A 17,580-nucleotide genomic window follows, 5' to 3' on the forward strand; every position below is an offset into this window, starting at 1 on the left:
GGGCGCGAGGCCCGGGTTTTTTCGTTCTGGTCGATCAATAACGGTAGGGGTTGTTCGGCCGGCGGTCGTAGCGGTTGGGCACGCCGTCGCGGTCGTTGTACCGGCGGCCGCCGTAATGGCGGCGGTCGTCCCAGCGGCGGCCATGGTCGTAGTGACGGCCATCGCGGTAGTAGCCCGGGTGGTAGTGGCGCGGCGGAGGCGGCGGTGCGTAGTAGCGGCGCGGGGGCGGCGGTGCGGGCACCACGTACACCTGGGCCTGGATGAAGCGGCCACCGGTCTGTGCCCGCGCCGGTGCGCTGAGTGCAGCCAGCGACATCAGTGCGGCTGCGGCGAATGCAAAAGTGAGCTTTTTCATGGCAACTCCCGTGGAGTGGTTGGAAGCCTCATCGTCGTCGCCTTGTGTGAACCTTGTGTAAGGCTGAGGCGAAATCGGATGAAGAGCTGTAAGCAGCCCGTAGACGTGTGACGTGGCGTCCTCCGGTGCGCGTGCAACGATGCTAATGCGTCGTGCGCCCGCCGGGCGCTGTCGCAGGTGTGCCGTTGGTTGTAGGCCGAGAGGCCGTGTGCACGTCCGCTTGCGCGCGCGTGCTCACACCTTCTCAGGCGTGCGGCGCGGGCAGCATGCGGCGCAGCGCTTCGAAGAACAGGTCCGACTGCTCGCGCTCGCCCTGGATCTGCGCCGCCACATGCGCGGCCAGCTTCGCATCCACCGGCACCAGCGGCCGCCCGGTCGATTGCGCGATCACCTGGTGCAGGCACGCCCGTTCGAGGTAGTACAGATCGTCGTAGGCATGGGCGATGGTCGCGCCGCCCACGATCACGCCGTGGTTCGCGAGGAACGCGATGTCCTTGCCGGCCATCGCACGGGCGATGCGCTCGCCCTCCGCATCGTCGAGCGCGAGGCCGTTGTAGACCGCGTCGATCGCGATGCGATTCATGTAGCGCATCGCGTTCTGGCTCGCCGTTGGATCGAGCGCACGGTCGACCGTGATCGTGAGCGCGGTGGCGTAGGGCATGTGGCAGTGCAGCACGACCGCATGGCCGCTGAGCCGGTGCACCGCGCCGTGGATGAAGAGGGCGGTGGGCTCCACGCGATGGCGGCCGGCGAGCACTTCGCCGTGCACGTCGATCAGCACGATGTCGTCGGGGCCGATCTCGCTCCAGTGCAGTCCGCGCGGGTTGATGAGGTAGCGGTCCTGCGCGCCCGGCAGCATCACGCTGAAATGGTTGCACACGCCTTCGGAGAGCCCGTGGTGGGCGGCGGCGCGCAGGGCCAGCGCGAGGTCTTCGCGCAGCTTGCGAACGGCGGGGCTGGCGTAATCGGATTCTGCGGTCATCGTGTCTCCTTCTTTTTTCTTGCGAACAGGTGCTGGATCAGGCGTGCGATCAGGATTGCGTGGTGCCCGTCCAGGCCGAGATGAATTTCTTCGCATCGTCGCGCACCGCCGAGGCCTGCTTGCCCGGCTTGTAGAGCGCGGAGCCGATGCCGAAGCCTGCAGCGCCCGCCGCGCGCCACTCGCCCATGTTCAGCGGCGTGATGCCGCCCACGGGCATCACCGGCGTGCCGGCCGGGAGCACCGCGAGCAGCGCCTTCACCACGGCGGGCGAGGCCAGCTCGGCCGGGAAGAGCTTGAGCCCCGTGGCGCCGGCAGCGAGCGCGCCGAAGGCCTCTGTCGGCGTCATCACGCCGGGCAGGCACACCATGCCGAGCTTCACCGCTTGGGCGATGACCGCGGCGTTGAAGTTGGGCGACACGATCAGCTCGCCGCCGGCCGCGTGCACATCGCGCACCTGCTGCGCATCGAGCACCGTGCCCGCGCCGACCAGCGCCTGTGGAAAGCGCTTGCGCATCAAGGCGATGCTGTCCAGCGGCTGCGGCGAATTGAGCGGCACTTCGAGCAGCCGGAAGCCGGGCTCCACGATGGCGTCGCCGACATCCGCGGCCTCGGCCGGCGTGAGGCCGCGAAGGATGGCCACGAGCGGCAGGTCGCGCACCGCGGCATTGAATTTTTCGAGGGGGGTGGTCATGGCTGGATTCCGTTGCTGTCTGCTGCTGCAAGAAAGCCGGACAGCGCATGCAGTCCGGCCCAGGTGGCTTCGGCGCCGAGCGTGCGCGTGGCGACGCCGGCGGCGCGCAGGGCCAGGGTGTAGCGCTCGGTGAGCACCGGCGAGCCGATCAGCACCACCTCGCCGACGGCTTGCAGCGACTGGGTGCGCAGTTCTTCGCCGATGAGTAGGCCCGAGAGGTAGCTCGACAGTTCCTCCTTCGGCATGCGCTCGAACAGCGCGAGCGTGCGCGCGCCGAAGGCGTTGTGCAGCAGGCCGTGGCCGTTCTCGGATTGGGTCACACCCTGGAGGAATGCCGCTTCGTCGAGCGGCGCGGCGGCATCGAGCGTGCGCGCGAGGATCGAGTGCTGGCTCAGCAGCGCATAGAACTCGCCCGTCATGCAGGTGCGAAAGCCGGCGACGCGGCCCTTGCGAACGGTGGCCCATTTGTTGTGGGTGCCGGGCAGCACGAAGAGGCCGTCGCTCGCACCGGTGAGCGCCATGGCGCCGAAGATCTGCACCTCTTCGCCGCGCATCACGTCGGGCACGCCGTCGTGTTCGTCGCTGAGGCCGGGCACGATCGCGATGCGCGCACCGGGAATGGCGTCGATGCGGATGATCTTGCGGCCGACCTCGACGCGGCCCGCGGGGCAGGCGCAGTACGGCGCCTCGACCCAGCCCTGCTTGCTGCCGGCCATACCGGAGATGAGGCACTGCGCGCCTTCGAGGCGCATCCAGTCGCCGAACAGCGCCTCGAAGACCGCGGGGAATCCGCCTTCGGGGACCTTGAGGATGCCGCGCGCATCGCTGCGTTCTTCGATCACCTTGCCGTCTGCATCCAGCAAGGCGCCGCGCAGGGAACTCGTTCCCCAGTCGATTGCTACCAGTCTTGTCATCTCAATGATTGTCGCGCGGTACGAATGCCCCCCTTCGTCCGCGCAGGAAAGCCAGGTCCGCGCCCTGGTCGGCCTGCAGCACCGTGTCGACATAAAGCTTCCAGTAGCCCGAGTCCAGAGGCGCCTTCGGTGCGACCCATTTCTCGCGGCGCTTCGCCAGCTCTTCGTCGCTCACATGCAGGTGCAGCTTGCGGTTGGGCACATCGAGCTCGACGATGTCGCCGTTCTGCACCAATGCCAGCGGGCCACCCGCGGCCGCTTCGGGCGCCGTGTGCAGCACCACCGTGCCGTAGGCCGTGCCGCTCATGCGCGCATCGCTGATGCGGACCATGTCGGTGATGCCCTTGCGCAGAACCTTCGGCGGCAGCGGCATGTTGCCGGCCTCGGCCATGCCGGGATAGCCCTTGGGGCCGCAGTTCTTGAGCACCATGATGCAGTGCTCGTCGATGTCGAGGTCTTCGTCGTCGATGCGCTTGTGCAGGTCGTCGGCGTTCTCGAAGACCACCGCGCGGCCCTTGTGCACCAGCAACTCGGGCGTGGCCGCGCTCGGCTTGATGATGGCGCCGTTGGGCGCGAGGTTGCCGCGCAGCACGCAGATGCCGGCCTTCTCCTTGAAGGGCTCGGCCAGCGGGCGGATGACCTGCGGACCGTAGTTCTCGGCGTCCTTCACGTTGTCCCACAGGCTCTGGCCGGTGACGGTGAGGATGTCCTTGTGCAGGTGCTGGGCGATCTCCTTGATGACCACCGGCAGGCCGCCCGCATAGCAGAAGTCTTCCATCAGGAACTGGCCCGAAGGCTGCAGGTTCACGAGGCAGGGCAGCTCGGAGGCGAGGCGGTCGAAGTCGTCGAGCGTGAGGTCCACGCCGATGCGGCCTGCGATGGCCAGGAGGTGGATCACGAGGTTGGTCGAGCCGCCCACGGCCGCGTTCACCTTGATCGCGTTCTCGATCGCCTGGCGCGTGAGGATCTTCGACATGTTCATGTCCTCATGCACCATGTCCACGATGCGCCGGCCCGCCTGCCGCGCCAGCACGTTGCGGCGACCGTCGACGGCAGGGTAGGCCGCATTGCCCGGCAGCCCCATGCCCAGCGCCTCGACCATGCAGGCCATGGTGCTCGCGGTGCCCATCGTCATGCAGTGGCCGTGGCTTCGGTGCATGCAGCTCTCGGCCTCGAAGAAGTCCTGCAGCTTGAGCGTGCCGGCGCGCACCTGCTCGCTCATCTGCCACACGCCCGTGCCCGAGCCCAGCTCCTGTCCGCGCCATTTGCCCGAGAGCATCGGACCGCCCGAGACGCCGATGGTCGGCAGGTCGACGCTGGCCGCGCCCATCATCAATGCGGGCGTGGTCTTGTCGCAGCCCATGAGCAGCACCACGCCATCGAGCGGATTGCCGCGAATGCTTTCTTCCACGTCCATGCTCGCGAGGTTGCGATACAGCATGGCGGTGGGGCGCAGCAGCGTCTCGCCGAGCGACATCACCGGGAACTCGAGCGGGAAGCCGCCCGCTTCGTACACGCCGATCTTCACCTGCTCGGCGAGCGTGCGGAAGTGCGAGTTGCAGGGCGTGAGTTCGCTGAAGGTGTTGCAGATGCCGATGACCGGGCGGCCATCGAACTGGTCGTGCGGAACGCCCTTGCCTTTCATCCAGCTTCGGTAGATGAAGCCGTCGCGGTCGTGGCGGCCGAACCATTGCTGGCTGCGCAGTTCGCTCGCCTTTTTCTTGGGGGAATTGCTCATCGGTCTTGTCTCTCTTTGTTGCCGATTTCGAAGGCAAACCTCAGGGTTTGTCCTGCCGAATCGCGTTTTCAATCATCATATGATAAGAGTTGAGACAGGCCCGGAGCCTTGATGTTTTCAGCCTCCGGGATATCGAAATTCACATCGCACCCATGATCAAGAACATCCACGGTCGCACGCTCGAATTGCTCGGCGAAGCCATCGTGGCAGGTCGTTATGCGATCGGTGCGTCGATACCTTCGGAGCCCGTGCTCGGTGAAGAACTCGGCGTGAGCCGCACCGTGGTGCGCGAGGCCATCAAGTCGCTCGCGGCCAAGGGTTTGATCGTCACCGGGCCCAAGGTCGGCACGCGCGTGCTGCCGCAGGACAAGTGGAATTGGTTCGATCCCGATGTCATCACCTGGCAGTCGCGCGCGGGGCTCACGCCCGAGTTCCTGCGCGACCTGCAGGACCTGCGCCGCGTGGTGGAACCGGCGGCCGTGCGGCTCGCGGCCGAGCGGGCCGAAGAGAAAGACATCGAGGAAATCGAGCGTGCCTACGCGGGCATGAAAGAGGCCATCGAGAACGGTGGCGACTACGTCACCTTCGACCTGCGCTTTCACAACGGCCTGCTCAGCGCCGCGCGCAACCGCATGCTGGCGCAGATGAGCAAGGCGCTCAACGCGCTGCTGCGCACCAGCTTCGAGATATCGACCGCCAAGCCCGACGGGCCCGCGCTCTCGCTGCCGATGCACCGCGCGGTGCTCGATGCGGTGATCCTGCGCAATCCCGACAAGGCCGAGCGCGCGGTCATTCGCCTCATCGACGGCGCGCGCCAGGACATCGAGGACGTGCTCGGTTCACGCGGACGACGGCGCCTGCCGAGGCTCAGCCGCCCGCCGCCAAGACTCAAGGCCAGCTAGCCGGCCGCCGCGGTTTGCGGCACCGGCCAGCGCACATCGATCGCATTTGTTTTCCACCCAACGCTCGCACCCCCGAGCACCACCACCCAAGAAGAAGGAGACATCATGAGAGTCGTGAAATCGCTGATAGCGCCGACGTTGTTCGCGCTTGGATTGCTCGCATCGGCGGGCCCTGCCGCCGCGCAGGAAAAACTCACCGTCTGGTGGGTCAAGGGCTTCTACAAGGCGGAGGACGAAGCGCTCTTCGCCGCGATCAAGAAGTTCGAGGACAAGAACAAGAACGTGAAGATCGAGCTGTCGCAATACCCGATCCAGGACATGATCCCCAAGACCGTGTCCGCGCTCGACTCGGGCAGCCCGCCCGACGTTGCCTATGCCGACGTGTACGACTTCCAGGTCACAGGCAAGTGGGCCTACGACGGCAAGCTCGAGGACATCGGCAGCGTGCTCACGCCCATGAAGGACCGCTTCGCGCCCAACACGCTGGAGACCACCTTCCTCTACAACGAGCAGACTAAGAAGAAGGCGTACTACGCGTTCCCGATCAAGCAGCAGACGATGCACATCGAGTACTGGAACGACATGCTGACGGAGGCCGGCTTCAAGGAGTCCGACATCCCCACCACATGGAAAGACTACTGGTCGTTCTGGTGCGAGAAGGTCCAGCCCGCCAGCCGCAAGGCCAGCGGCAAGCGCACCTTCGCCATCGGCCAGCCGATGGGCGTGGATTCGAGCGATTCCTTCTATTCGTTCCTGACCTTCATGGACGCCTACAACGTCAAGCTGGTGGACGACAACGGCAAGCTGCTGGTCGACGACCCGAAGGTGCGCGCCGGCCTGATCAGCGCCGTGACCGACTACACCAAGCCCTACCTCACGGGCTGCACACCGCCGTCGTCGACGAGCTGGAAGGACCCGGACAACAACGTCGCGTTCCACAACAAGACGACCGTGATGACGCACAACGCGACCATCTCGATCGCCGCCAAGTGGCTCGACGATTCCAACAACGCCACGCTCACGCCCGAGCAGCGCGAGGAAGCCCGCAAGAACTACACCGAGCGCATCCACACGGCCGGCTTCCCCAACAAGCCTGACGGCAGCAAGATGGTCTATCGCACCGCGGTGAAGACCGGCGTGGTGTTCAAGGACGCGAAGAACAAGGCGCGCGCCAAGGAGTTCGTGGCCTTCCTCATGCAGGAGGAAAACCTCACGCCGTACGTCGAGGGTTCGCTGGGCCGCTGGTTCCCGGTCACCAAGGCCGGGCAGGCGAGCGAGTTCTGGAAGGCCGACCGGCATCGCCTGTCGGTGTTCAACCAGTACGCCGCGGGCACCGTGACCTTCGAATTCACGAAGAACTACAAGTTCACCGTGCTGAACAACGAGAACGTCTGGGCCAAGGCCATGAGCCGCGTCGTCACCGACAAGCTGCCGGTGGACAAGGCGGTCGACGAGATGATCGCGCGCATCAAGACGGTGGCGGCGCAGTAAGCCGCACGCGGGCACCACCGAAGTAAGTCACGGACACCAGCTTCCATGAGGCGAACTGCATGAGCACTACCACCGCCGCGCCGGCTTCGGCGCCTGTTGCCAATCTCGGAGCGCGTCATGCGCGCTGGCAGTTCTGGGGCGCTGTGATGGTCGTGCCCTACCTGCTGGTGTTCGTGGTGTTCGTGCTCTATCCGGTGGGGTACGGGCTCTGGCTCGCACGCCATCCGCAGAGCTACGTGAAGCTGGTCGAAGACCCGATCTTCTTTCGCTCGGTGATCAACACGGCCATCTTCCTGATCGTGGCGATCAACCTGAAGATGATCGTGGCGCTGGTGCTCTCGGGCTTCTTCGTGACCTCGCGCTGGTGGATCAAGATCGTCTCGGCGATCTTCATCCTGCCCTGGGCGATGCCCTCGATTCCGACCATCCTGTCGATCCGCTTCATGCTGAACCCGGAGTGGGGCGTGATCAACAGCACCATCTTTCGCCTGACCGGGGCCGATGGCCCCAACTGGCTCAACGACCCCTCGCTGGCGCTGGCCTTCGCGATGGTGGTGCATATCTGGAAGTCGCTGCCGTTCTGGACGCTGATCCTGGTGGCGGGGCGGCTGGCCATTCCCTCCGAACAGTACGAGGCCGCGTCGGTGGACGGCGCCTCGAACTGGCAGAAGTTCCGCTTCGTGAGCTGGCCCGCGTTGAAGACGCTCTACATCACGTCGCTCATCCTCTCGATGATCTGGACACTGGGCGACTTCAACAGCGTCTACCTGCTCACCGGCGGTGGCCCTGCCGATCTGACGCACGTGCTCGCCACACTGGGCATCCGCTACCTGCGGCTCGACCAGGTGGACCTGTCGATGGCTTCCATCGTGGTGGCGATGCCGCTTGTGCTGCCGCTTGTCTATTTCATGATGAAGAGGCTCTCGAAATGAAGCGCTGGACCCCCAAGGCCGTCGCCACAGAGGCCAAGCTGCTGCTCATCGGCATTCCGGTGCTGCTGTGGACGCTGATCCCGGTCTATCACATGGTGCTCTTCGCGATCTCGTCGAAAGACTCCGCGACCTCGGGCCACTTGTGGCCCAAGAACCCGACGCTGGACAACTTCCGCATCGTGTTCCAGCAGAAGCACTTCTACCTCGACCACTTCTGGCTGCAGCTGTGGAACTCGCTGCTGATCGCGGTGTCGGTGGGCGCGCTCACGCTCTTCGTCGCGACCACCGCGGCGTTCGCGATCAGCCGGCTGCGCGTGCGCGGCGGGCGCACGGTGATGAACCTTGCGCTCTTCACCTATTTCATTCCCGCAGCCTTCCTTGCGGTGCCGATGTACAAGACCATGGGCAACTACGGCCTGCTCAACAGCCAGTGGGCGCTGATCCTCGCGATGGTGACGATCGCGTCGCCCTACTGCATCTGGGTGCTGAAGCAGGCGTCGGACAAGCTGCCCTACGAACTGGACGAAGCCGCGCGCATGGACGGCGCTTCGCCGCTGCAGCTGTTTCGCCTCGTGTACCTGCCGCTGATGGTGCCGTCGCTCGTGGCGGTGGGCACGTACTCGCTGCTGCTCGCGTGGAACGAGTACCTCTATGCGTTCCTGCTGCTGTCGAACGACAAGAGCGTGACGCTGGCGGTCGCGCTCGGCAACTTTCTCTCGGCCGACGATTCGCCGTGGGAGCTGCTGATGGCCACGGGGCTGATCTACGCATTGCCGCCCGCGGCCATCTACTACGCATTCAAACGCTACATGGTCGGCGGCCTCACTGCCGGTGCCGTCAAGAGCTGAGCGAACCCAGGAATCACAAATGGCATCCGTATCCTTTCGCAATATCCAGAAATCCTTCGGCAAGGTCCAGATCATCCAGGGCCTGAGCTTCGACATCGTCGACGGCGAGTTCGTGGTGCTGGTCGGGCCTTCGGGCTGCGGCAAGTCGACGCTCTTGCGCATGCTCGCGGGCCTGGAGGACATCAGCGGCGGCGAGATCCTGATCGACGGCCGCGTGGTCAACGACCTCGAGTCGAAGGACCGCGACATCGCCATGGTGTTCCAGAGCTACGCGCTCTATCCGCACATGACGGTGGGCGAGAACATGGGCTTCAGCCTGCGCCTTCGCAACGCCGAGAAGTCGGTGACCGACGAGCGCGTGATGCGCGCGGCAAAGATCCTGAACCTCGATGCGCTGCTCGGACGCTATCCGCGCGAGCTTTCGGGCGGGCAGCGCCAGCGCGTGGCGATGGGGCGCGCCATCGTGCGCGACCCGAAGGTGTTTCTCTTCGATGAGCCGCTCTCCAACCTCGACGCCAAGCTGCGCGTGGCGATGCGCGCCGAGATCAAGGCGCTGCACCAGCGGCTGAAGACCACCACCGTCTACGTCACGCACGACCAGATCGAGGCCATGACCATGGCCGACCGCATCGTGGTGATGCACGACGGCATCGTCGAGCAGATCGGCACCCCGCTGGACCTGTACGACCGGCCCGACAACCTGTTCGTCGCGCAGTTCATCGGCTCGCCGTCGATGAACGTGATCGAGGGCACGGTGCGGCGCGCGGGCGGCGAATGCCATGTCGAGGCGCAGGGCGCGCGCTGGCCCGTGCCGGCGGGCACGTCGGCCGCCGACGGCCAGCCGGTGCACTACGGCATCCGGCCGGGCGACATCACGCTGGGCGCGGCCGGCAGCGGCGTGAACGCGCAGGTGGTCGTGGTCGAGCCCACGGGCGCCGAGACCGAACTGCTGGTGCAGGTCGGCGAGGCGAAGCTTGTGCTGGCCGTGCATGGCCGCGTCGATGCGAAGCCCGACGAAACCGTGGGCCTCGCCATCGACGTCGAGGCCGTGCACCTGTTCGACCGGCAGACCGGCAAGCGCATGGGCCGCTGAACGCCGACCCCGGGAGCGTCAGTCCGTGCGCAGCCTCAGCAGTGCGCGCACGAAGCCGTGGTCCGAGCGCGAGCGGTCGCGGCCTTCGTGCAGGTGGTCGTTGAAGTAGTCGACCCGCCGCACGTCGCCCAGGCTGTGCCGGCTGCTGGCGATGAATTCCTCGCTCACCAGGATCTGGTCGAGCACGTCCGGAAAACCCTGGTGGATGTGCGAATAGGCCACGTCCTTCTTCAGCGCCGACTCGCCCTGCATCTCGTAGGCGTTGAACAGCGCCACGTCGCGCGCGGCCTTGTCGTAGGCCACCTCGGAGGTGGCGGCCACGAGCTGCGTGGTCACGCTGTGCGGGTTGTCGTTGAAGTCGCCCATCACCACCAGCGGCGTGTTCGTGCCCTGCAGCAGGTCGATGACGATGCAGCGCAGGGCGGCGGCCTCGGCACCGCGCATCAGCAGGGAGCGCAGCGAGGCCATCACGCCGACCTTGCGGTCGTCGCGGTCCTCCAGATGGTTGCCCTGCGCGTCCTGCAGGAACTTGGGGCGCTTGGACTTCAGGTGCACCGTCAGCACATGCACCTGCTGGCCGTGCTTCATGCGCAGCGTGGCCAGGAGAGGAGGGCGCTCGAAGCGCGTGTGTGGGCCGAGGCCCGGCACGTCCACGCCGAAGCCCGGCGGGAAATCGACGAAGGACTGGACGTTGTCCACCTGCAGCCGCGTCGCGATGCCCACGCGCGGGTTGCCCTGGGCGCCCGGCCTGGGCGGCGTGCCCGGCGGGCTGCCGGGCGGCGGCGTGTTTTCGGCACCCGGCACCGAAACGAAGTCGTATCGCAGGCCGCTGCGCGCGATGGCGGCTTTCAGCGCCGCTTCGTCCCACACCTCCTGCACCGCGAGCACATCGGCATTGAGCGCGTGGAAGCGCTCGCCGATCCAGTCGATCTTTCGCTCGTACTCGCGCTCGTTGTAGGCGTCCTGGTTCTCGTAGTACACCCGGTTCGGGTTCGCGAGGTTGAGCAGGTTGCAGGTGGCTACGAAGAGGGTGGCGTAGTTGGGCGGGATGTATTGCATGGCTTGACGATTGTGTCTTGCCTGCAAAACAAGAAGAAGGCGCCCAAAAGAAAAGGGCACCGAAGTGCCCTTGTTCATTTCGTGGCAGGTGTCCCTGCCCGCAATGCTCAGCGCCCGAAGGAGCGGCCACCGCCGCCACCGCCGGAACGGTTGCCACCGCCACCGCCGCCGTAGCCGCCGCCGCCACCCGAACGGCCACCGCCGCCCGAGCGATTGCCGCCGTAGCCGCCACCACCGCCACCCGGGCGTCCGCGACCGCGTCCGCCACCCATGTGGTCCACGCTCGTGCGCAACGGATCCGGCTGGCCGTCGCCACCGGCGACCGCTTCGGCACGCAGGTGCGCGACCTGGTTGGCTTGCGTCGGGCTGTGGCTGTTGCCGTGATGGCGCGGTTGGCGCTCGTCGTGCGGCAGATGGTTCTGTTGTTGATGCTGCGGCGCATGGTGCGGCGTGCGTGCCGGACCTTGCGGGCCACGGCCTTGCGGTGCGCGTGCACCCTGGCCGCGCGGGCCTTGGCCCTGGCCTTGACCGCCGCCATTGGCGTTGCGGCCTTGACCACCGCCACCACCTTGGCCGCCACCACGGCGTTGACCGCCGCCGTTGCCGCCACCACCACCGCCAGCGCGTTCACCGCCGCCTTGGCCGGCCTTGTTCTCGCGGATGCGCGACAGCATTTCGGTGCGCGCAGCCTTGGCGGCCGCCTGCATCACGTCGCGGCTCGGCGGACGGCCGGCACCGCCCCAGATCGTCTGGCGACCCATGGCGATCGGCTCGGCGCGTTCGCCGTCTTCAGGACCGTAGCCTTCGACGATCTGCACTGGAATCGTCTGCTTGGTGAAGCGTTCGATTTCCTGCATGAAGCCTTCTTCGTCCAGGCACACGAAGCTCACGGCCTCGCCGCTCGAACCGGCACGGCCGGTGCGGCCGATGCGGTGCACGTAGTCTTCGCTGACGTTCGGGATTTCGTAGTTCACGACGTGCGGCAGCTCGTCGATGTCGATGCCGCGGGCCGCGATGTCGGTGGCCACCAGCGCGCGGATGTCGCCGCTCTTGAAGCCGGCCAGCGCCTGCGTGCGGGCGCTCTGGCTCTTGTTGCCGTGCAGCGCCATCGCCTCGATGCCGTTCTTGGTGAGGAATTCGGCCACGCTGTTGGCGCCGAACTTGGTGCGCGTGAACACGAGCACCTGGCTCCACTTGTTCTCGTTGATGATGTGCGCGAGCAGCGCCTTCTTCTTGCCGCGGCCCACGGGGTGGATCACCTGGGTGATGCGCTGCACCGTGGTGTTGCGCGGCGTGACCTGGATGCTCTGCGGGTTCTTGAGCAGCGTGGCGGCCAGGTCGCGGATTTCGTCGCTGAAGGTGGCCGAGAAGAGCAGGCTCTGCTTTTCCTTGGGCACGAGCGCGAGGATCTTCTTCACGTCGTGGATGAAGCCCATGTCCAGCATGCGGTCGGCTTCGTCCAGGATGAGCATCTGGACCTGGCTCAGGTCCAGCATGCCTTGCTGCTGCAGGTCGAGCAGGCGGCCGGGGGTGGCCACGAGGATGTCGACGCCCTTCTTGAGCTTGCTGATCTGCGGATTCATGCCGACGCCGCCGAAGATCACGGTCGAGTCGAGCTGCAGGTATTTGCCGTAGGTACGGACGGATTCCTCGACCTGGGCCGCGAGTTCGCGGGTGGGGGTCAGCACGAGGGCGCGGATGCCGACGCCGCCGAACTTGTTGGTGGCGCTGCGGCTCATGGTGAGCTTGTGCAGCATCGGCAGCGTGAAGGCTGCGGTCTTGCCGGTGCCGGTCTGGGCGCCGCCGAGCAGGTCGTGGCCTTCGAGAACGGCGGGGATGGCTTGCGCCTGGATGGGGGTGGGGGTGTCGTAACCGTGCTCGTGCACAGCCTTCAAGATGGCGGGAGCCAGCTTCAGTTCATCAAAATTCATTGGAAACAATAAGCGCCATACACGGCGCAGTGGCATCGGCCCGCTTGGCGTCTTAATGTTGACGCCGAGCCAGTCAAGGCAGATGAAGGTCAGGGGTGGGCGCCGGAAAACCCGTTGCAAGAAGGGTCTTCTTCGTCCCCGGCAGAGAGCCGGTGTTGCGGGCAACTGGACCCGGCAACGGTGCCAATTGTCGCATGAGTCGATAATCGGTGGTTTGCCGCGCCCGAATGCATCCCCGAATGCCTTGTTCCGGCACCCGCGCTTTCCCCTGATCTTTGTACCCTAGGTAACTATCCACAGATGGCTCAATACGTCTATTCGATGAACCGTGTCAGCAAGACCGTGCCGCCCAAGCGGCAGCTCTTGAAAGACATTTCGCTCTCTTTCTTCCCCGGCGCCAAGATCGGCGTGCTCGGCCTGAACGGCTCGGGCAAGTCCACGCTGCTCAAGATCATGGCGGGTGTGGACAAGGAATTCGAGGGCGAGGCGCTGCCCATGCCGGGAATGACGATCGGCTACCTGGAGCAGGAACCCAAGCTCAACACCGAACACACGGTGCGCGAATCGGTCGAGGAGTCCATGGGCGCGGTGTTCGCGGCCAAGGCGCGCCTCGAAGAGGTGTACATCGCCTACGGCGCCGAAGACGCCGACTTCGACGCGCTGGCGGCCGAACAGGCCCAGCTCGAAGCCATCATCGCCACCGCCGGCACCGATTCCGAGCATCAGCTGGAAATCGCCGCCGACGCGCTGCGCCTCCCGCCGTGGGACGCCAAGATCGGCCTCTTGTCAGGCGGCGAAAAGCGCCGTGTGGCGCTTTGCCGCCTCTTGCTGTCCAAGCCCGACATGCTGCTGCTCGACGAACCGACCAACCACTTGGACGCCGAATCGGTGGAGTGGCTCGAAGTGTTCCTGCAGCGCTTCACCGGCACCGTGGTGGCCATCACCCACGATCGCTACTTCCTGGACAACGCGGCCGAGTGGATCCTGGAAATGGACCGTGGTCGCGGCATTCCCTGGAAGGGCAACTACAGCACCTGGCTCGAGCAGAAGGGCGAACGCCTGGCGCAGGAGCAGAAGAGCGAAGAAGCCCACGCCAAGGCCCTGAAGAAGGAACTGGAGTGGTCGCGCCAGAACCCGAAGGCACGCCAGGCCAAGAGCAAGTCGCGCCTCGCCCGCTTCGAAGAGCTGAGCGACATGGAATACCAGAAGCGCAACGAAACCCAGGAAATCTTCATTCCTGTGGCCGAGCGACTGGGCCAGCAGGTGTTCGAGTTCCACGGCGTCAGCAAGTCCTTCGGCGACCGCATGCTGATCGACAACCTGAGCTTCACCGTGCCGCCGGGCGCGATCGTCGGCATCATCGGCCCGAACGGCGCCGGCAAGTCGACGCTCTTCAAGCTGCTCGCGGGCAAGGAAAAGCCGGACACCGGCGAGGTCATCATCGGCTCGACGGTCAAGATGGCCTTCGTGGACCAGCACCGCGACGAACTCGCCAACAACAAGACCGTGTGGGAAGACATCTCGAACGGCCTGGACATCATCAATGTCGGCAAGTTCCAGATGGCCAGCCGCGCATATGCGGGCCGTTTCAACTTCAACGGCGCGGACCAGCAGAAGAAGGTCGGCACGCTGTCGGGCGGTGAACGCGGCCGCCTGCACCTGGCCAAGACCCTGATCGCGGGCGGCAACGTGCTGCTGCTGGACGAACCCTCGAACGACCTGGACGTCGAAACCCTGCGCGCGCTCGAAGACGCGCTGCTCGAGTTCGCCGGCACGGTCATGGTGATCAGCCATGACCGCTGGTTCCTCGACCGTATCGCCACCCACATCCTCGCGGCCGAAGGCGACAGCCAGTGGACCTTCTTCGACGGCAACTACCAGGAGTACGAAGCCGACAAGAAGAAGCGTCTCGGCGAAGAAGGCGCCAAGCCGAAACGGATGCGCTACAAGGCGCTCAAGTAAGCCTCAGATCGCTTCTTCAGCAAGAGCGCGCGGTTCCGCAAGGGACTGCGCGCTTTTTTTATCGTCCGCCGCAAACACCTCGCGCGCCGCGGTGATGCCGTTGAGCGCCGCCGGAAAGCCCGCGTACACGGCCATCTGCATGATGATTTCGATCACTTCGGTGCGCGTGACGCCGACATTCAGCGCGCCCTGGATATGCACCTTCAGTTGCGGCGCCGCATTACCCATGGCCGTGAGCGCCGCCACCACCGCGATCTCGCGGGAGCGCAGGTCCAGCCCGGGGCGCGAGTAGATGTCGCCGAAGGGAAACTCGATCAGCAGGCGCGCGAAGTCCGGTGCGATGTCCGCCAGACTCTCGACGACCTTGACGCCGCCTTCACCGTCGATTTCCTGCAGCTTGGCCAGGCCGCGCTCGTAGCGCAGGTTGTCGTGGCCGGTCTGGTTTGCTTGTGTGTTCGTCATCGCTCGTCTTTCTTTCCGGGGCAGTGCCCATCACGGAGTACGCGAGGGGCGCTTCGTCTTGACCTTGGCCTCGATCGCACGGTAGTGCGCGATCTTGGTCGAAAGCACCTGCATCGATTGCTGCAGCGCCTCCACCCGGGCCTGGACCTCGGCGAGATGCGCTTCGAGCATCTCGCGCCGTTCACCGACGCTGGCGTCCCCCTGGCTTCGAAGCCCGGCGAAGGCCTGCATGCCCTGGATGGGCATGCCGGTCTCGCGCAGGCGCAACAGGAAAGCCAGCCAGTCCATGTCGGCGCTCGCATAGCGGCGCTGGCCGCCCGGTGCGCGAGACACCGCGGCGATCAGGCCGATGCGCTCGTAGTAGCGCAGCGTGTGGGCCGTGAGGCCGGTGCGCTGTGCGACTTCCGCGATGGTCAGGCTGGTTTCCATGGCATCGATTCTCAAAGTTGGAGCGCGCTCTAAGTCAAGCGCTTTGGCAAACTATTTTTGCGGGGCCAGAAGATCGGCGTCGAGCCAGCCGCGCAGGCTGTTGACGAAGGCGACGGCCTGCACGCGGGGCAGATCGTCCACCCGCACGACGGCTTCGGCAAGCTGGCCGCTGTGCAGGCGATGGGCGCGGCCGATGCCATCGAGTAGCCCGCAGCGCAGCGGCGGCGTGACCCAGCGGCCGTCGATCAGCAGTGCGATGTTGCCGCGCGTGCATTCGGTGATCTCGCCGTGGCGGTTCCAAAGCAAGGTGTCGAAGACGCCCGGCGATGTGGGCACGAAAGCCTCGTAGTGCGCGCGGCGCGTGGTCTTGAAGCGGGAGAACTCGCTGTCGGCCTCGTCGAATGCGCGGGCCGCCAGTCGCAGTTGCACGCGGGGCGGTGGTACGTCCATCGCGAAGGCTTCTGCGCGCGGTTGGCCTTGGGCATCGAGCAGAAGGCGCACGCGCCATGAACCCGTCGGATGCGCGTCGGTCAGGCGGTCGAGGCATGCCGCCACGTCTGCGTCGTTCCATGCATAAGCGAAATGTGCAGCCGCCTTCTGCATGCGCGCCAGGTGCGCGGGTGCATCGCGCAACGCACCGTCGATCAGTGCAAGGGTTTCGAGCAATTCGAAAGAACTCATGGCTTGGACGATACAGGCGCGTGGCGCTGTGCCAGAAAGGCCCGCTTGTGCCGCCATTCGTCCCACTCCGCATCGGCCTGCGCATCGGCCGTGATGCCGCTGCCGATGCCGCAGCGCGCCTGGGTGCCGCGCAGTGTCACGGTGCGGATCGGCACGTTGAAGGTCGCATGCCCGCCGGGCCGCACCACGCCGACAGCGCCGCAGTACACGCCACGTGCCTCGGGTTCCAGGTCGCGAATCATGCGCATCGCGCTGACCTTCGGTGCACCTGTGATCGAGCCGCAGGGGAACAACGCGGAGAACACCTCCACCAACGTGACGCCATCGCGCACTCGCGCCTCGACGTCGGAAGTCATTTGCCATACGGTGGGCAGTGCCTCGGTGTGAAAGAGCCGCGGCACGCGCACCGAAAAAGGTTGAGCGATGCGCGAGAGATCGTTGCGGATCAGGTCCACGATCATCACGTTCTCGGCGCGCTCCTTGGGCACAGTGCGCAGCCGCTGCGCCATCGCCTCGTCTTCTGCGGCGGTCGCGCCGCGCGGGGCGGTGCCCTTCATGGGGCGGGCGAGGATCCGGTCGCCTTGCCAGTTGAAGAACAGCTCGGGCGACACCGACAGCACCTGCTCGTCGCCGGTGTCGATGAAGGCGGCGTAGCCATCGGGTTGCGCCTTCAGCAAACTCGCGAACCAGTCGCGCGCGTCGCCCCGGAATTCGGCGCGCAGCGGCGCGGTGTAGTTGAGCTGGTACAGCTCGCCGTTCGCGATTGCGCGGTGGATGGCCTGCATGTTCCGGTCGAAGCTGGCCCGCGACAGGCCGGCTTGCCAATCGACGGCAGGCACATCGCCGGCCACGGATTCGGGCCAGGGCTCGGCGGCATCGTGCACACCGAACCACGCCAGCGGCCCGTCGCCCGCATGCACCGCGAACGCATCGTCGAAAGCCGCAGCTGCCTCGTAGCGCAGATAGCCCGCGCACCAGCGCCCCTCGCGCGACAGCGCCTCGACGGCCTCCAGCACCGGCTTCACTTCTTCAGCGGTACGCGCAACGAGCACGCGCGAAGGCACACCGAAAGCCATGCGCAGCCGCGTCGCGCCGTTGCCGCGCGGCTCG

At 65.9% G+C, this 17,580-nt stretch carries 14 protein-coding genes and 2 pseudogenes; 6 read left to right on the forward strand and 10 right to left on the reverse strand.

Translation table 11 applies throughout. The features are described 5' to 3' along the window. Positions 1 to 34: 34 nt before the first annotated feature. From QFZ83_RS06095 to QFZ83_RS06115, 5 genes and pseudogenes are all read right to left on the reverse strand, one after another. Positions 35 to 355 (reverse strand): hypothetical protein, encoded by a 321-nt coding sequence (locus QFZ83_RS06095; RefSeq protein WP_307503838.1) that lies wholly within the window; start codon positions 353 to 355, stop codon positions 35 to 37. A 244-nt stretch (positions 356 to 599) separates the two neighbouring features. Next, positions 600 to 1,340, reverse strand: a pseudogene (locus tag QFZ83_RS06100) (aldolase); the annotation flags it as partial. 46 nt (positions 1,341 to 1,386) lie between these two features. Next, positions 1,387 to 2,028 (reverse strand): 2-dehydro-3-deoxy-6-phosphogalactonate aldolase, encoded by a 642-nt coding sequence (locus QFZ83_RS06105; protein ID WP_307503841.1) that lies wholly within the window; start codon positions 2,026 to 2,028, stop codon positions 1,387 to 1,389. After that, positions 2,025 to 2,942, reverse strand: coding sequence for a 2-dehydro-3-deoxygalactonokinase (locus tag QFZ83_RS06110; RefSeq protein ID WP_307503844.1), 918 nt, complete (start codon positions 2,940 to 2,942; stop codon positions 2,025 to 2,027). Before QFZ83_RS06110 ends, QFZ83_RS06105 begins: the two co-directional genes overlap by 4 nt. 1 nt (position 2,943) lies before the next feature. Continuing rightward, entirely contained in the window at positions 2,944 to 4,680 is a 1,737-nt protein-coding gene (locus QFZ83_RS06115) for an IlvD/Edd family dehydratase (protein WP_307503847.1), read from the reverse strand. A 152-nt stretch (positions 4,681 to 4,832) separates the two neighbouring features. On the opposite strand from QFZ83_RS06115, the gene QFZ83_RS06120 reads away from it, so the two are divergent. From QFZ83_RS06120 to QFZ83_RS06140, 5 genes are all read left to right on the forward strand, one after another. Then, on the forward strand, positions 4,833 to 5,582 hold the full coding sequence (locus QFZ83_RS06120) for a FadR/GntR family transcriptional regulator (protein WP_013542643.1): 750 nt from the start codon (positions 4,833 to 4,835) through the stop codon (positions 5,580 to 5,582). A 105-nt stretch (positions 5,583 to 5,687) separates the two neighbouring features. Then, positions 5,688 to 7,073 carry an ABC transporter substrate-binding protein gene (locus QFZ83_RS06125; RefSeq protein ID WP_307503850.1) on the forward strand — a complete coding sequence of 462 codons (1,386 nt, stop codon included), beginning with the start codon at positions 5,688 to 5,690 and terminating at the stop codon, positions 7,071 to 7,073. A 59-nt stretch (positions 7,074 to 7,132) separates the two neighbouring features. Next, positions 7,133 to 8,005 carry a carbohydrate ABC transporter permease gene (locus QFZ83_RS06130; protein ID WP_307503853.1) on the forward strand — a complete coding sequence of 291 codons (873 nt, stop codon included), beginning with the start codon at positions 7,133 to 7,135 and terminating at the stop codon, positions 8,003 to 8,005. Then, positions 8,002 to 8,853 (forward strand): carbohydrate ABC transporter permease, encoded by an 852-nt coding sequence (locus QFZ83_RS06135; RefSeq protein WP_307503856.1) that lies wholly within the window; start codon positions 8,002 to 8,004, stop codon positions 8,851 to 8,853. The genes QFZ83_RS06130 and QFZ83_RS06135 overlap by 4 nt, the downstream gene beginning before the upstream one ends. 19 nt (positions 8,854 to 8,872) lie before the next feature. Continuing rightward, positions 8,873 to 9,946 carry an ABC transporter ATP-binding protein gene (locus QFZ83_RS06140; RefSeq protein ID WP_307503859.1) on the forward strand — a complete coding sequence of 358 codons (1,074 nt, stop codon included), beginning with the start codon at positions 8,873 to 8,875 and terminating at the stop codon, positions 9,944 to 9,946. A gap of 18 nt (positions 9,947 to 9,964) precedes the next feature. Here QFZ83_RS06140 and QFZ83_RS06145 read toward each other — a convergent pair whose 3' ends face one another. Both QFZ83_RS06145 and QFZ83_RS06150 read right to left on the reverse strand, forming a co-directional pair. Further along, on the reverse strand, positions 9,965 to 11,005 hold the full coding sequence (locus tag QFZ83_RS06145) for an endonuclease/exonuclease/phosphatase family protein (protein WP_307503861.1): 1,041 nt from the start codon (positions 11,003 to 11,005) through the stop codon (positions 9,965 to 9,967). 107 nt (positions 11,006 to 11,112) lie between these two features. Then, on the reverse strand, positions 11,113 to 12,936 hold the full coding sequence (locus tag QFZ83_RS06150; RefSeq protein ID WP_307503863.1) for a DEAD/DEAH box helicase: 1,824 nt from the start codon (positions 12,934 to 12,936) through the stop codon (positions 11,113 to 11,115). 300 nt (positions 12,937 to 13,236) lie between these two features. Here QFZ83_RS06150 and ettA point away from each other — a divergent pair, with 300 nt between their 5' ends. Continuing rightward, positions 13,237 to 14,898: an energy-dependent translational throttle protein EttA gene (gene ettA, locus QFZ83_RS06155; protein WP_306883028.1), complete on the forward strand. Its 1,662-nt coding sequence runs from the start codon at positions 13,237 to 13,239 to the stop codon at positions 14,896 to 14,898. 3 nt (positions 14,899 to 14,901) lie between these two features. Here the strand turns inward: ettA and QFZ83_RS06160 are convergent, their stop codons facing one another. The 3 genes and pseudogenes from QFZ83_RS06160 to pabB all read right to left on the reverse strand — a co-directional run bounded on the left by QFZ83_RS06160 (position 14,902) and on the right by pabB (position 17,546). Beyond that, complete coding sequence (locus QFZ83_RS06160) at positions 14,902 to 15,360, reverse strand: carboxymuconolactone decarboxylase family protein (RefSeq protein ID WP_307503866.1); 459 nt, start codon at positions 15,358 to 15,360, stop codon at positions 14,902 to 14,904. A 30-nt stretch (positions 15,361 to 15,390) separates the two neighbouring features. Then, the gene (locus QFZ83_RS06165) at positions 15,391 to 15,789 is read right to left on the reverse strand and encodes a MerR family transcriptional regulator (RefSeq protein ID WP_307503869.1); all 399 of its coding nucleotides are present in this window, start codon (positions 15,787 to 15,789) and stop codon (positions 15,391 to 15,393) included. 51 nt (positions 15,790 to 15,840) lie between these two features. Continuing rightward, positions 15,841 to 17,546 (reverse strand): annotated as a pseudogene (gene pabB / locus QFZ83_RS06170) (aminodeoxychorismate synthase component I). Between the last annotated feature and the right edge of the window lie 34 nt (positions 17,547 to 17,580).

This window comes from Variovorax sp. W1I1, assembly GCF_030815625.1.
GTDB classification, from domain to species: Bacteria; Pseudomonadota; Gammaproteobacteria; order Burkholderiales; family Burkholderiaceae_C; genus Variovorax; species Variovorax paradoxus_C.